At 48.2% G+C, this 15419-nt stretch carries 11 protein-coding genes and 1 pseudogene; 5 read left to right on the top strand and 7 right to left on the bottom strand.

The genetic code is table 11. The annotated features are described in order from the left end of the window. Positions 1-39: 39 nt before the first annotated feature. Both AC2T0J_RS08450 and AC2T0J_RS08445 read left to right on the top strand, forming a co-directional pair. Positions 40-921, top strand: a complete 882-nt coding sequence (locus tag AC2T0J_RS08450; protein WP_489809692.1) for a helix-turn-helix transcriptional regulator — start codon at positions 40-42, stop codon at positions 919-921. A 68-nt stretch (positions 922-989) separates the two neighbouring features. Next, on the top strand, positions 990-1832 hold the full coding sequence (locus AC2T0J_RS08445; RefSeq protein WP_489809691.1) for a DNA ligase: 843 nt from the start codon (positions 990-992) through the stop codon (positions 1830-1832). Between the two features lie 82 nt (positions 1833-1914). On the opposite strand, the gene AC2T0J_RS08440 is transcribed toward AC2T0J_RS08445, so the two are convergent. From AC2T0J_RS08440 to AC2T0J_RS08425, 4 genes are all read right to left on the bottom strand, one after another. Continuing rightward, on the bottom strand, positions 1915-3360 hold the full coding sequence (locus AC2T0J_RS08440) for a TolC family protein (RefSeq protein ID WP_489809690.1): 1446 nt from the start codon (positions 3358-3360) through the stop codon (positions 1915-1917). Continuing rightward, positions 3353-6535 carry an efflux RND transporter permease subunit gene (locus AC2T0J_RS08435; protein ID WP_489809689.1) on the bottom strand — a complete coding sequence of 1061 codons (3183 nt, stop codon included), beginning with the start codon at positions 6533-6535 and terminating at the stop codon, positions 3353-3355. The genes AC2T0J_RS08440 and AC2T0J_RS08435 overlap by 8 nt, the downstream gene beginning before the upstream one ends. A gap of 11 nt (positions 6536-6546) precedes the next feature. Continuing rightward, positions 6547-7632 carry an efflux RND transporter periplasmic adaptor subunit gene (locus AC2T0J_RS08430; RefSeq protein WP_489809688.1) on the bottom strand — a complete coding sequence of 362 codons (1086 nt, stop codon included), beginning with the start codon at positions 7630-7632 and terminating at the stop codon, positions 6547-6549. 203 nt (positions 7633-7835) lie between these two features. Continuing rightward, the gene (locus tag AC2T0J_RS08425) at positions 7836-8165 is read right to left on the bottom strand and encodes a hypothetical protein (protein WP_489809687.1); all 330 of its coding nucleotides are present in this window, start codon (positions 8163-8165) and stop codon (positions 7836-7838) included. 307 nt (positions 8166-8472) lie between these two features. On the opposite strand from AC2T0J_RS08425, the gene AC2T0J_RS08420 reads away from it, so the two are divergent. Both AC2T0J_RS08420 and AC2T0J_RS08415 read left to right on the top strand, forming a co-directional pair. Then, entirely contained in the window at positions 8473-9450 is a 978-nt protein-coding gene (locus AC2T0J_RS08420) for a proteasome-type protease (protein ID WP_489809686.1), read from the top strand. A 126-nt stretch (positions 9451-9576) separates the two neighbouring features. Then, positions 9577-10380 carry a transglutaminase domain-containing protein gene (locus tag AC2T0J_RS08415; RefSeq protein ID WP_489809685.1) on the top strand — a complete coding sequence of 268 codons (804 nt, stop codon included), beginning with the start codon at positions 9577-9579 and terminating at the stop codon, positions 10378-10380. 596 nt (positions 10381-10976) lie between these two features. Here AC2T0J_RS08415 and AC2T0J_RS08410 read toward each other — a convergent pair. Further along, positions 10977-11206: pseudogene (locus AC2T0J_RS08410) on the bottom strand (transposase); the annotation flags it as partial. A 274-nt stretch (positions 11207-11480) separates the two neighbouring features. Here AC2T0J_RS08410 and trpS point away from each other — a divergent pair. Next, positions 11481-12503, top strand: a complete 1023-nt coding sequence (trpS, locus tag AC2T0J_RS08405) for a tryptophan--tRNA ligase (RefSeq protein ID WP_489809684.1) — start codon at positions 11481-11483, stop codon at positions 12501-12503. 277 nt (positions 12504-12780) lie between these two features. On the opposite strand, the gene glmS is transcribed toward trpS, so the two are convergent. Both glmS and AC2T0J_RS08395 read right to left on the bottom strand, forming a co-directional pair. Beyond that, positions 12781-14613 carry a glutamine--fructose-6-phosphate transaminase (isomerizing) gene (gene glmS, locus AC2T0J_RS08400; protein WP_489809683.1) on the bottom strand — a complete coding sequence of 611 codons (1833 nt, stop codon included), beginning with the start codon at positions 14611-14613 and terminating at the stop codon, positions 12781-12783. A 2-nt stretch (positions 14614-14615) separates the two neighbouring features. Further along, positions 14616-15386 carry a DeoR/GlpR family DNA-binding transcription regulator gene (locus tag AC2T0J_RS08395; protein ID WP_489809682.1) on the bottom strand — a complete coding sequence of 257 codons (771 nt, stop codon included), beginning with the start codon at positions 15384-15386 and terminating at the stop codon, positions 14616-14618. Positions 15387-15419: the final 33 nt, after the last annotated feature.

Genomic DNA, 15419 nt, shown 5'->3' with positions numbered 1-15419 from the left:
ATTCTTTGCTCACTGCCAGCGTTGATGAATAATAGTGCAATGATGAAACAGGCCATCTTCGACACCCTATCCCATTCCAACGCCACACTCAGAGGGGAATTACGCCTGCCCTCCAATATTCGCCTTGCCGCCTGGCAAAATGAACTGGACAGAGTGAGTTATCATACTGATGAAGTGCATACGCTCTCGCTTTACACCGCGGGTGGCGAACAAACCTATCGCCTGGATGGGCACCAACCGCAGCGTAATGGTTTCAAGCATGCTATTTGCATTATCCCCCAACAACAGGAATCGGTATGGGAAATACAGGGGCGCTTTGAGTTTACTCACGTATATTTTACCGACAACCATCTGCGAGCGTTTATTGCCCGGGAACTGGATCTTGAGCCGCGGTTATTCAGTCTGGCGGACCGGTCTTTTTTACACCATGCTAAGCTCGCAGCGATCCTACAGCAATTAGGCCAGCCGCAGGACTGGCAGGACGCCATTCAACAGCTTCGCATCCAATCGGTGGTACAGGAAGTATTTGCCGAGTTGTGCACAATGCAGTCGCACCGGCTAGCACAAAAAGCGCGTATTTTTGGCGGTTTGAGTTTACGCAGCAAAAAAACGGTAAGGCAATATATTGAAGACAACCTGCATCGTTCCATCAGCATTGCAGACATTGCCAGTACGGTAGGACTGAGCGAATTTCACTTTGCCCGGGCATTTCGCCAGTCATTTTATACCTCGGTCCATCGCTATATTGAATCCTGCCGTATACAACGCGTTCGCGAACTGCTGACAAAAGGGCAAAAACTCATCGATATTGCCGATGCCGCAGGGTTTAGCGATCAAAGCCATTTGTCCCGCGTAGTGAAACGGCAAACCGGTGTTACGCCAAAAAGCCTTAAACGTTATCTCACCAGCCATCAACACTAAACTATCCCAAGGCCCAGTTTACCGGTGTCCTAAACACACTACACTGCTAGTTTTACCCTGGGCTGACCATGATTATCCGACTACTGATGTTCCTACTCAGCGCGCTTTTCGTTGCCGCTTCAACCGCCCAGACGGCGCCGCTGCAACTGGCTCAAACCTATACAGGCGACATCGTCATTGGTGACTACCTGGTGAGTGAAAAGCTCGACGGCATTCGCGCTCGCTGGACAGGCACTACACTTATTACCCGTAATGGTAACCTTATTCACCCACCCACCTGGTTTACCCGCAACTGGCCGCCGGAGCCCATGGACGGCGAACTGTGGAGCAAACGGCGCAACTTTGAAGAAATCGCATCCATCGTGCTGAGTGATCACCCTGATGAACGTTGGCAGGAAATTAAAATGATGGTGTTTGACATACCTGTTAAAAACCTGCCCTTCGAGGACCGCGTCAAGCGGATGCAAAAGCTAATAACCCAAACGAATAATCCCAGCCTGAAACTGATTAGACAATTCAGACTGGATTCGTTGCCCGCGCTGGAAGATGCACTGGATAAATTTACCCAACAAGGTGCTGAAGGGCTCATGCTCCATCATCGTCAGGCTTACTATCAGCAGGGACGCAACCCGGGATTATTAAAAGCCAAACGCTATCAGGATGACGAAGCCAAAGTACTCGCTCACCTGCCCGGCAAAGGTAAGTTTAAAGGCATGATGGGTTCACTGCTGGTGGAAACCCGGCAGGGCCGGCAATTTAAAATTGGCAGCGGGTTTAACCTGGCACAGCGCCAGTCACCGCCACCGATAGGAAGCTGGGTCACCTATAAATACTATGGGCTGACAAAACATGGCGTTCCCCGCTTTGCCAGTTTTTTACACAATCGTCCTGAGCAGGACAGACCCAGGTAACCGCTGCCGCAATGCTATTTGCTTGCGCATAGTAATGACGCGGCAACGAGTACCACGTCTCACTTTACAGGTGACTTAAACACTAACTACGCCAGCCACCCCCTAACGCCTGATAAAGCTCAACCAGGGCCGTAAGTTGCTCTTTACGAGTATCGATAAGCTCACTCTTGGCTTCAAGTGCTTCACGCTGCGCCAACAGCACTTCAAGGTACTCCCCACGGGCTGAAGCAAACAATTGATTGGCAATATCAATGGAGGTTTCCAGTTGTTTAATCTGCTGGTCCTTTAACGTATAGCTTTGCGCGAGATTGTCGAGTTTGGCTAACCCGCCGGTTACCTCAGATACCGCCCGGATGACGGTATACTCATAATCATAAGCGGCCTGGATTTGGGCAGCACTGGCATTGTTATACTCCGCCTCAATGGCCCTGCGATTAATCAACGGTGCAAACATATCGCCGGATAACGAATAAGCCAGGGACTCAGGTACATTGAACAAATAACGGGGATCGAAGGATTCCAGACCGACCCCGGCACGCAGGGTAAACGACGGATAGAAATTAGCTTTTGCCACCTCAATATCCAGTTTTGCTGCCTGTAGTTCAAGTTCGGCCTGACGAATGTCATTACGATTAGCCAGTAGCTCAGACGGCACGCCAGCTGAAGGCTTATGCAATGATACCGTCATTAGCTGCCCGGCATCACGATTGATTGGCTGGGGCATGCGGCCGAGTAATAAATTAAGCTTATTTTCAGTTTCGACAATTTCTTGCTGGATCAAAAAACGTTCGCTTTGGTTTTTACTGATTTCGGCATTAAACCTGGCCACCGAGAGCGAAGATGCGCGCCCGTAGTTTTTTAACTGCTCGATGGTATTTAATACATCGTGCTGCACCTGAATGGTCGATTCCAGATTGCTCAGGTGGTTATCCAGTGCCAGCAACTCGTAATAGGTCCGTGATACTTCGGCCACCAGCTCAGTCACAAAAAATTTACGGTGCTCAATAGAGGCGAGGTATTCCAGTGAAGCAACTTTCGAGGCGTCACGTAACTTGTGCCACACATCAAGCTCCCAGGAGGCATTCAGGCCAAGACGCAAATTCGCCAGCGGATCCGGAAAGTCTTTGTCTTCACGAACATGAAGTTCCTCTTCGACCGCGCCTTCGCGGGTGTACTCACCAACCTTGCCTATTTCCGCTTCGGTGCCTGCCGACACTTGTGGTAAATACTCCCCTTCGCGGGCGTAAACTTCGTTAGCAGCCATATTGATACGTTGCAACATGACCGCTATTTCCTGATTGTTGGCAATTGCAATATCAATCAGTGCGATGAGTTGTGGATCATCAAACCATTCATTCCAGTTTATGTTAACCGGATCGGCATTAGCCGCAGGATATTGAGCCGGCAGGTCAATACTGACATCCCGTGTTGCAATGTCAGGAATCGCGCAGCCTTGCAGCAATATCGCTACGCTTACTGCAACGGCGACTGGCTTAATGCTGAGCCATTTTTTAACGCATTTAGTCATTGTTAAGCTCCTCGCTGTTGTAGTGATAACTTTCGGTGAGTGGTAAATGATCTTCGTTTTTGATCAGCGATTTACCTTCTTCTAACTTAGCAAAGAGGTAATACAGGCCAGGAATAATCAGCACCCCAAAAATAGTCCCAAACAGCATTCCGCCCAACGCTGACGAACCGATGGTGCGGTTACCTACAGCGCCGGCTCCGGTTGCAACCACCAACGGGATCAATCCGGCCACAAAGGCAAAAGAGGTCATCAGGATCGGTCTGAAACGCGCCGTGGCAGACTCTACCGCGGCCTGCGACAGAGACAGCCCTTGTTGGTTTTTCTGCACCGCATATTCAACAATCAGTACCGCGTTTTTACCCAACAAGCCAACCAGCATCACCAGCCCAAGTTGTGCATACACATCGTTTGCCAGTCCCATGACCTTAAGCAGGACTAAAGAGCCTAAGATCCCCATCGGTAATGATAAAATAACCGCAAACGGCAGCAGGAGGCTCTCGTACTGGGCAGCCAGTACGATGTAAACAAACAGCAATACCACCACAAAGATAATTAAGGCTTCATTACCGCGTTGGGCTTCATCATAGGATAACCCCTCCCAACCGATATCATAGCCGTGGGGCAGCGTAGCCTCGGCGACCTCCTGCACAGCTTTGATGGCATCAGCAGAGGTATATCCAGAAGCGGGTTCGGCACGAATGGCAGCCGAGGTATACAGGTTATAACGGGTGATTTCGTTAGGACCCTGGGTTTTTACCAGCTTCATAAAGGCTGAGTAAGGCACCATTTCGCCTTCTTCATTGCGGACGTAATAGTCCATTAAATCGCTGGGATAACGGCGGTATTCTGGTGCACTTTGGGTATACACTTTAAAAAAGTTATTAAAGCGCGTGAAACCCTGCTCATAGGTGCTGCCAATCAGAATGTTGAGGTTTTCCATGGCCGCGGCAATGGAGACCCCTTTTTGCATAGCAGCCTGATTATCGATTTCGATTTTCAACTGCGGATAATTAGCCGCGTAAAACGTAAACAACCCTTTCAGTTCTTTACGTTTACCTAACTCAGCCATAAAGTCCTGGTTGATGACATCGAATTCCTGATAATCGGTATTATTGGTTTTATCCAATAATCGGAAAGACAGTCCTGATGATGCCCCATATCCTGGCACGACCGGCGGTTCAAAATACTCAATCACGGCGCCCAGGTGATGGGCTTTGGCTTCCAGCTCTTCAATAATCTCACGGACCGATTGTTCCCGGTCGCCCCAGTCTTTGAGGTTAATCAGGCAGGTACCGGCGTTTGAACCACGTCCTTCGGTTAAAATTTCATAACCGGCCAGCGACGAAACCGACGACACGCCGTCAATTTCCAACGCCATGTGCTGAAGCTCGCGCGCAATCTTGTTGGTGGCTTCAAGGGTGGTACCCGGCGGCGTTTGGATAATGGCGTATATCTGCCCCTGATCCTCACCAGGAATAAAGCCCGATGGTAAGCTCTGGTTAACCCAGAAGGTGCTGAACATAAAGCCGCCAAGCACCACTAACGTCACGCTACGACGATTCACTACCGCTTTTACCATTGCGGTGTAACGCCCGGTGATACGTTCAAACCAGCGGTTAAAAGCATCAATGGCAATACTTAACGGCGTGCGTTTTTTAGGGTGGCTATGATGGTTTTTCAGCAGCATGGCACACAACACGGGCGTTAATGACAGCGCCACGATACAGGAGATAATAATCGAAGCGGCCATGGTGATTGAGAACTGGCGATAGAACACGCCCACCGGCCCGGTCATAAAGATTAGTGGTACAAATACCGCAACCATCACCAGCGTTATGGCGATAATCGCGCCGCCCATTTCACCCAGCACCTGTTGTGTGGCCACGTAAGGTGTCATGTTGGCATCGTGTTCCATTTTAGCGTGCACGGCTTCAACCACTACGATGGCGTTATCCACCACGATACCGATGGCCAGTACCAGCGCAAACAGGGTGATCAGGTTAATGTTAACGTCCAGTGCCTGCATGCAAAAGAACGTACCAATTAAGGATACTGGCACCGCCAGAATGGGGATTAGTGTGGAGCGCCAGTCGCCCAAAAACACAAACACCACCAGGGATACCAGCAAGAAAGCTTCAACCAGCGTGTGCAATACCTGTTCAATGGACGCATCCAGAAATTTAGACACGTCGTAGTTAATCTCGTATTGCATGCCGGCCGGGAAATTTGGCGCAAGTTCGGCCATTTTAGCTTTTACCTGGGCAATGACCTCATCGGCACTGCTGCCGTAGTTTTGCTTCAGCACGATGGCAGCAGAAGGATAACCATCTTTGTTGGAATAAATATCAAAGAACTCGCTGCCCAGTTCAACCTCGGCGATATCACCAAGTTTAAGTAATTTACCGTCGGAGTCGGCGCGGATAATGATATTTTCATACTCATCCGGCTCATTGTAACGGCCTTCATAAACCAACACGTATTCTTTGGATTGTGCTTCGATCCCCGAACTTCGTCCTAAGCGACCGGGACGGCCAATCAGGCTTTGCTCGTCGATAGATTCCATCACCTCGTCAACAGAAATGTTGTAGGCACGCATCCGATCGGGCTTCAACCAAATGCGCATGGCATACTGGCGACTGCCGAGAATTTTGGCGCTCGCGATCCCTTTTACCCGTTGAATTTCAGGGATGAGGTTGATGTTGGAGTAGTTGTACAAAAACTTCTCATCAGCGTCCTCATCGGTACTAAACACGTTGATATACATCAGCATGCTCGGTTGCACCCGTTCAACCACCACGCCTTCGAGCTGCACCAGTTGCGGCAGTCGGTTCATAATTTGATCGAGGCGGTTTTTAACGTTCATCAATGCCTGATTAGGATCCACATCCAAATCAAAAATCACCTGGATGGTGGCCTCACCGGCACTGGTGGCGTCGGACACAATGTATTTCATGCCCGGCACACCGTTGATCGAACGTTCAATGGTCACCAGTGACGATTTTACCAGCACATCGGCATTAGAGCCCGGATAAGCCAGAGATATGAGCACCCGTGGCGGGGCAATATCGGGATATTGTGACGTAGGTAACGAAAATATGGATAGCACGCCGAGAAACACAATCATCAGCGATAGCATAATGGCCATAACAGGCCGCTTGATAAATACTCCAAACATAAGGCGACCTTTTACTCTGCGTGCAGTGCTAATTCAGACAAGGCTTGTTCAGCCGACACTTTATGGGGCTCAATATGCGTGCCGTTAGAGACACGGCGTAAGCCTTCAATCAAAATAGTGTCGTTATCTTCGAGACCCTCGGTAACAATAAACTTATGCGGTAATTCAGCCGCAATCTGTATATGGCGTGACTGCAGTTTGTTGTCGCTATCGAGTACATAAACATAAGTTTGATCAAGGATTTCAAAGGTGGCTTTTTGCGGGATAACCAGTGAATCAGGGTATACAACATCCATCAGGATATTACCGGTTTGGCCATGCCGAAGCAGGTTATCAGGGTTTGGAAACGTGGCGCGCATTTCGATAGTACCGGTATGATTGTCAAAATCAGCTTCGATGGCATCGATTTTGCCCTCGTAGTTGTAGACTGAACCATTGGCGAGCTTTAGCTTAACAGGCGTATGGGTAATGTCCTTACCGCTTTGCACATAATCCAGGTACTGGGATTCCGGTACATTAAAATACACCCACATCTGGCTCAAATCTGCCAGTGTGGTTAACAATTCACCTTCATCCAGTAAGCTGCCGGTGCGTACTTCAAGATGATCCATTTTGCCGGTAAACGGCGCTCGGATGTCGGTGAAGTCCAGGTGTGTTTGCGCCAGTTCGACTTCGGCCAACGCTTTATCATATTCTGCCTTTAACACTGCCAGTTCATTTGGCGATACAATATTTTGCGCTACCAGCGACTTGGTATTTTCATATTCTACGCGAGCGGCTTCTGCTTCCGCCTGCGCCTTATGAAGCTCGGCTTCGTAAACCGTTGGGGTGATCTTAAACATGGTTTGACCCTGCTCAACGGTTTGCCCTTCATCCACGAAGGTTTTTTGCAGATAGCCTTTCTCCATGGCACGCATTTCAATATGTTGAATAGCATGGATCTGACTCACATATTCCTTCACCAGAGTGTTGGTCTGACGTAATGGATTGGTGACTTCAAATTCCAGGGATGCATGATGCGTAGCATGTTCTTCATGCCCACAACCGCCCAGTAATGCCGTAAGCACGCCTAATGTTACTAATGTTTTTTTGTTCATGTTTTTTAATCGTTTTATAAAACCAACGAGGTGTAACCCCATCGTCGGAGCACTAAAAACCCGGTTCTCACGCACAACGAAAGATCGCGTTATGTTGGCGAGAACATATGCATTTGCCCGACCGTAATCAGTCAGGAACGTTAAATATGAGTAAAGAAATGGCTGTTACACGTCATCATTATTTATGACGGCAAAGCGAGTTATTAAGCGAGTGGTGGTGCCCTGGACGGGGGCTGATGATAAGTGTAAGTAGACGAAGAGCCTGCTAACGGTACATCAGTGATGAAAGCAACGACAACAAAGGGTGGACAGGGAACAGCCAGACTGGCTGGTGACGCGGATTCGATTTTGCGTATTTCTTCCTGATCGTTTTCAAATACCAGGGTACAGGTTGAGGCATCATCCTGATGGCTGACTGCGAAACTATGCTGAAAATGTTCACCTGCAAACAAAATGGCCATAAGCAGTAAGAGCGAAAACGCCCACTGCTTGCATTGCCCATTCTGCTTACAATTATTTAAAAAATTTAACATTATTCAAACATTTAACAGGAAAAAATCCTCATTATCCTACGCATGGGAGAAAGTTTTGACAAGCGTCATTCAGGCTAAGTTTATGGGTTTATTTGCTTACCGCTAAAGTTGTATTACCAGTTGCCTCGTTGTTTAGCACTAACTGATTTTCAACGCGTATAAACCGTTACTGACATTGACTACATACGTGTTTGAAACTGGCACCATAAATAACGTATGTCATTCCAGACCTCAGTGAAAAAGGCGCTTGTTGTATCGATCGGTAATGTGGTTTATGCTTTTTAACTTGATTACCGTGAGATAACCTATGACTTATTGTTTGGCGCTAAAAATGAACGAAGGCATGGTTTTCGCCTCTGACTCCAGAACGAATGCCGGTGTTGATCAAATCGCGTCTTTCAAAAAAATGCGTACTTATAGTAACGGCAAAGATCGCGTCATTGTGACCTTAACATCGGGTAACCTATCCATTACACAGAGTGTGGTTAATCTCATTGAACAACGCGCCAATGATCCTGACGTACCCAACATCTGGAATGCTAAGACCTTATTCGATGTCGCCACCTTATTCGGTGAATGTTTGCGTGAGGTCAGAAATGAGACCGCCGCCTATTTAGACCAGTCCGGGATCAATATGGGGGTTAACTTTATTGTGGGTGGTCAGTTAGCTGGCGAACCGCAGCGACTATTCCTGATTTATTCGGCAGGCAACTTTATCGAAGCCACTGATGAAACACCGTTTTTTCAAATTGGCGAAACCAAATACGGAAAGCCTGTGTTGGATAGGTTTATGCAGCCCGAGACCCCTCTTGTCAATGCGATAAAATGTGCTCTGGTGTCGTTGGATTCGACCATACGCAGTAACATTTCCGTCGGTTTGCCGATTGATTTGGTGAGTTTAAAACGCGACCAATTTGAGTTTAATAATCAGTATCACATTACCGAAGATGACGCATACTTTTCGCACATCAGTTCATCATGGCGTGAGGGCTTAACAACCTTATTTGATGGTTTACCGGCTCCTGAGGGGTTTGATAACAACCCTGTGGTTTCTTTAAAGCAACCGCCTCAGCCTGCAGGCTCGGCGCCAGCGCAAACAGAGAACCACCGTTCCCAACCGTCTGCACCGGCGGCAGCAACCGCAGACGATACCTCAATAGCACAACATCAACCGCCACCTGCAAACAATTTAGTGCATGCTGCGCAAAACAATCAGCCTGTGCAAAATACGCAGGGTGACACCATACCAACAAAACAGCTACAACAGTCCAGGATTGGCAAGTAATTCGATAGCGGCGAGCTCCTCTAACCCCGCGTAACAACCGTTAAACGCCTATTCTGTTTATACACTTTTGCTAAGACGCTATTTTATTGCCGCTTGGCACGCGATTAACAAGGAAATAATCTGGGTATGTGGTTAAAAACACAGTGCAATCTTACCTTTGAAATTACAACACCTACTCCGTTTATTCTGATGTTGCGGCCCCGCAATGATTTCAGCCAGTGGGTAGCTGAGCAAACTTATATCATTACGCCTAATGTCCCGGTTATCGAGTACGACGATAGTTTTGGCAATTCATGTCAGCGATTGGTCGCGCCGGTCGGAATGTTTTCGGTGAGTACGTCAGCCAAGGTATTAACCTCACCAGTGCTGTTAGGTGACCGCTGGGCAGGGTTCTGCGAAATAGACACCTTACCCAATGAAGTACTGAGCTATCTTTTACCCTCACGCTATTGTGAGTCGGACCGGTTTGTTGAAATGGCCCACAGTATTGTGGCCAATTGCGTACCCGGCTATGAACAAGTAGCAGCTATAGAAGACTGGATCCGAACCAATGTACGTTTTAATCCCGACTCGCTCTACTTTCAGTTATCTGCCACCGAGGTCAATCAGTCCCGCGAGGGTGTTTGTCGTGAGTTAGCGCATTTGGGCATCGCTATGTGTCGCAGCTTATGTATTCCCGCCAGAATGGTGGTGGGGTATCTGCACGGCTTAACGCCTATGGATATGCACGCCTGGTTCGAAGCTTACGTAGGTGGGCGATGGTACACATTTGATGCCACCCAACCCTCCTCCGATGGTGCGCGCGTGGCCATTGCCTTCGGCCATGATGCCTCAGATGTTGCTACCTTCACGCAATTTGGGCCGGCCGTACAGCCGAAAACCATGACCGTGGGTGTGAGTGAAATTGAGCCGCCTGATGATGTTGTCTAAAAGGCCTCAGACATCAGACATTTGTCATTAAACGGCTTCACGCCGAACCCAGAGCGGATAAAGCGGTATGAAGTAAGTACAATTCATTGCAGCTGAATGTTAGCCAGATTATATCAGTACACATAATCACTTGCGTATATCCCCCAATATGCCGAAATCAGTGTCTCTTCGCTTTACAGCAAGTTCGGCATATTGATGCTAGATATTGGGACCTCTATTCGTACTTCTTCTTTTTGTCGTGCCGGAATACCCGTTGTATTCCTGACTTTTCCATCACACTACTCAGGTGAGCTTCAAGGGAGCGCCTTAACCTATTCATAGCGTTCACTTCGTCTATTTTAAGAGAGGGACACCAAGATGCTTTCTGCCAGGGTATCGACTATCTTGCTGGCCGCCGAACGGCTGAGACCCGCTGTAAAAGCAAATTCCACCAGTTCATGTCGAAGGGGAAAGCCTTGTTCTTACGCATTTTTAGCGCCACCTCATTGTCGATAGTGGAGTAAATCATCGTATGAGTGACATCGTACGCAGAACTGACCCCAATATCGGTGTGGTCTGGGGTACTGCAAAGAGAAATTTTTTCAAGTGGGCGCCACCATTGCTTCATCACCAAGGCTATACCACTGCTGCATACAGTGAATACGGAACATAGTTTCCAATGAATAGGGACGCCGACCGTTGCCGGCTTTAGGATAAAAAGGTTCAATCACGTCCAGCAGTTCTGACCACAGCAGCAGGTTGTCCATCCGGATAAGAAAATCTCTTTACGGGTCTGGCGGCGCTGGCTGGAAAACTCACTATCGGCAAAAGTTAACTGTTGGCTCATGGGTGCTGCTAGTTGTGTTTTACTATACCGACATGATCTCACAACAGGGACTTATTCGCATTTCTCTAGAGATGGTTTTCTCAGAGGTTGAGTTTAACACTATTTATTGTTAGCTTGTTGGGATGAAACGTATCCCAACACCTTCATCTTTTTTCTTTTGGTGGCGCTCTAACTAGAGCGGCACGGGATTTTCACATTCTTGAGCTGCTGGAAGGTAGCTAAGACTGTGTTCTCATTATCTCCAGTAGCGATCTATTTACTAGGAGATAAAATCATGAACACTAATCAATCCTCTGATAAATCAGAAATCATTTTAACAGGCGACAGAGCTACTGGCCCATTGCATCTTGGCCACTATATCGGTTCTTTGAAGCAGCGTGTCGCTTTGCAGCATGTTCACGATCAGACTATTCTTGTCGCTGACATGCAAGGTCTAACAGATAATGCTCACAATCCATTAAAAGTATCTTCCAATATACTTAATGTCGTCGCAGATTATCTTGCGGTAGGCATCGACCCAAGTAAAACAACGATTTGTCTCCAGTCGCAGTTACCAGCATTAGCTGAGCTAACGATGTATTACAGTAATCTTGTAACAATAGCGCGATTGGAGCGAAATCCTACGGTGAAAAGCGAGATACAAAATAAAGGCTTTGAGCGCTCAATCCCTGCTGGCTTTTTGACATACCCAATTTCTCAGGCCGCTGATATCACAGCTTTCAACGCAACTCTCGTTCCTGTTGGGGATGATCAGTTGCCTATGCTTGAACAAACGAATGAGATTGTCAGGAAAGTAAATTCCCTCGCAGGAAATACAGTTCTCAATGAATGCCGTCCACTGTTAAGTAATGCATCACGTCTGCCTAGCACAGATGGAAAGAACAAGATGTCAAAATCAATGGGCAATGCTATCAACCTTGGTGCTTCCCAGAAAGAGATCAGTGCTGCCGTAAAATCAATGTATACTGACCCTAATCACTTGAAGATTGAGGATGCTGGTTGTGTTGAAGGAAACGTTGTTTTTACATATCTCGATGCGTTTCACCCAGATGCAGACTACATCACTCAATTGAAAGATCATTACCAACGTGGAGGTCTTGGTGATGGAACTACGAAGAAGATCCTTGAAGAATGCTTGCAAGAACTGCTTCGCCCTATTCGAACGAAAAGAGCTGAACTATTAGATGATAAAGCACTGCTAATCGATGTTTTGGCTAAGGGCAGCCGAGTATCTAAAGAGAAAACTGAAAGGGTGCTTTTTGATATCAAAGCTATTTTTGGTCTGAATATCCTCTGAACAACTCGCGCTTCGGCTTGCTCAAATTAACAAGTGATGCTCCCGAAGCTATCCAATTTGCATTCGTATGCCATACCCACCTCAGCAGAAAATGAGCGTTTTTAGAAAAGTTTAGGGAGGTCGAGCATCGCCGCTCGACAGCCTGCTATTAGGAATTGTACGTCGATGAATCCCATCTTGTCGTTTACTTTCGTTTAAGTATGATACTTGATTGTGTAGCTGCTGCTTTTACTCTCTAAAAGCAGCAGCTACACAAAAACTGGGAATTATCTTATTCTTATTCGACCGTTACCGACTTGGCTAAATTTCGTGGTTGGTCTACGTCTGTCCCTTTTATCAACGCCACATAGTAGGAAAGTAGCTGCAACGGGATAGTGTAGATAATGGGGGCAATCGGGCCGTCACAGTGTGGTACGTTAATCACCCGCATGGTTTCGTCGCTGGCGAATGACGCGTCTTTATCGGCAAACACGTACATAATACCGCCGCGGGCACGCACTTCCTCAACGTTGGATTTGAGTTTTTCGAGTAATTCGTTGTTGGGCGCTACCACAATCACCGGCATTTCCTCGTCGATCAGCGCCAGCGGGCCATGCTTAAGCTCACCGGAAGCATAGGCTTCAGCGTGAATATAAGAAATCTCTTTAAGCTTTAACGCACCTTCCATGGCAATGGGATACTGGTCGCCACGGCCAAGGAACAGTGAGTGATGTTTATCAGCAAACTCTTCGGCCAGGTCTTCGATCCCCTGAGTAATCGCCAGGGTTTCTTCCAACTTGGCTGGCAGGCTGTGGAGCCCCTGCACAATAGCCTGTTTATCGGCTGCGGCCATCCCGTTGTGCTCGCCTAAAGCAAGGGTGAGGATTAAAAACGCGGTGAGCTGGGTAGTGAAAGCTTTGGTGGATGCTACGCCAATTTCTGCGCCGGCACGGGTCATAAACGCCATATCCGACTCGCGAACCAGCGATGAGCCAGGCACGTTACAAATGGTCAGGCTGGCGGTATAGCCCAGCTCTTTGGCTAAGCGCAACGCCGCCAGGGTATCAGCCGTTTCGCCCGACTGGGAAATGGTTACCAGCAGGCTGTTTTCGTGCACCACTGATTTGCGATAGCGGAATTCGGAGGCGATTTCCACGTTACAGGAGACATTGGCAAACTGTTCCAGCCAGTAACGTGCGGTCATCCCTGCATGGTAGCTGGTACCACAGGCCACTATTTGCACATGTTTGATTTTAGCCAGTAGTTCATCAGCCCCTTTACCAAAAATATTTGGCAGCAAACCTTCGTCGCTCACCCGTTCTTTTAAGGTATTGCGCACCACCACTGGCTGTTCATGGATTTCTTTGAGCATGTAATGGCGATAGCCGCCTTTGTCACCGGCATCGTGCTCAATATTCGACTCAATGATTTCCCGTTTGACCGGCTTTCCGTCTTTATCAAATACCGACACGCTGCGGCGGGTGATTTCGGCTACATCACCCTCTTCCAGGAACATAAACCGGCGGGTAACCGGTAACAGCGCCATTTGATCCGAGGCAATAAAGTTTTCGCCCAGTCCAAGGCCTATTACCAGCGGACTACCGGAACGGGCAACAACAACTTTAGAAGGGTCGGCACGATCCATAATAACGGTGCCGTAAGCGCCGTGGAATTGCTTAACTGAAGCCTGTACCGCCGCCAATAAAGAATCTGTATTCTTTAATTCTTCTGTAACCGTATGCGCAATAGTTTCGGTGTCTGTATCGCTGGTAAAGGTATAACCTTTGGTGGTGAGTTGTTCACGCAGAGACTGATAGTTCTCGATGATGCCGTTATGCACCACGGCAATGCGATCGTCGGAGAAGTGCGGGTGGGCATTGGCTTCGGTAACGCCGCCGTGGGTTGCCCAGCGCGTATGCGCAATACCCGTGGAGCCGAGTGCTTGCTGATCGCTTAACGCATCCACCAACTCCTGTACCTTACCGGTGCGGCGCACGCGGCTAAGAATACCATTGGGTTGTAACAACGCTACCCCGGCAGAATCGTACCCCCGATACTCCAGGCGTTTGAGGCCTTCCAGCAATATCTCAATAACATTACGCTCTGCAACCGCACCGACGATCCCACACATAGCTATTCTCCATTAAGTGAGGCTTTCATAACCTTCACATCTTGTTGATTTAATTGTTGTTCTGCACTGAATGGTAAACCATCATCGGTTACCAGCACTGCTACCTGTTGCCAGGCCAATTCGATATTCGGCATTTTATGCCTGAGTTTGGTGGATTCCGCCAGCACCACCACCTTACCGGCCACCCTCGCCATTTCCTGGCTCAGTAGTGTCAGTTCATTGTAGGTGGTGGTGCCGCGCTCAACATCCAGTCCGGCCGCGCCAACGAAGGCCAGATCAAAACTATAGGACTGTAGCATCTTACCTGCCATATTGCCCTGAAACGACTGGGATTGCTTATCCCAGGTACCACCTGTCATCAGCACGGTGGGTTCATTATCAAAGGTTACCAGTTGATTGGCCACATCGAGCGAGTTGGTCATCACAACAAGCTGTGACGGTTGTCTTAGATGCTCCACCATAGTGGCGGTTGTACTGCCGCTGTCGATAACGATTTTGTGGTTGTCATTTACCAGCGTCGCGGCAAGTTGTCCAATCGCTTGTTTGAATGATAACTGAGTAGTCGCAATGGTTTGCGGCTTGGTTAAAGGTGCTGCGCCGCCGTGCTGCCTGATAAGGCGGCCCTGGCCGGCAAGCAAGGTTAGATCTTTACGAATGGTGACTTCAGAGGTCGAAAACTCACGGGCGAGGGTTTCCACCGGGGTTTGTCCGTGCTGAACAACCCAGTTAACAATACTTTCATGGCGCGCGTGAAGATTTCTTTTTTGTTTCATTCGTAAGTTATATATTTCATTTGAAATCAAATA

Source organism: Alteromonas sp. ISO5, assembly GCF_058105165.1.
Note: the sequence above shows the minus strand (reverse complement) of the source record. Positions and strands in the feature narration are given on the sequence as shown.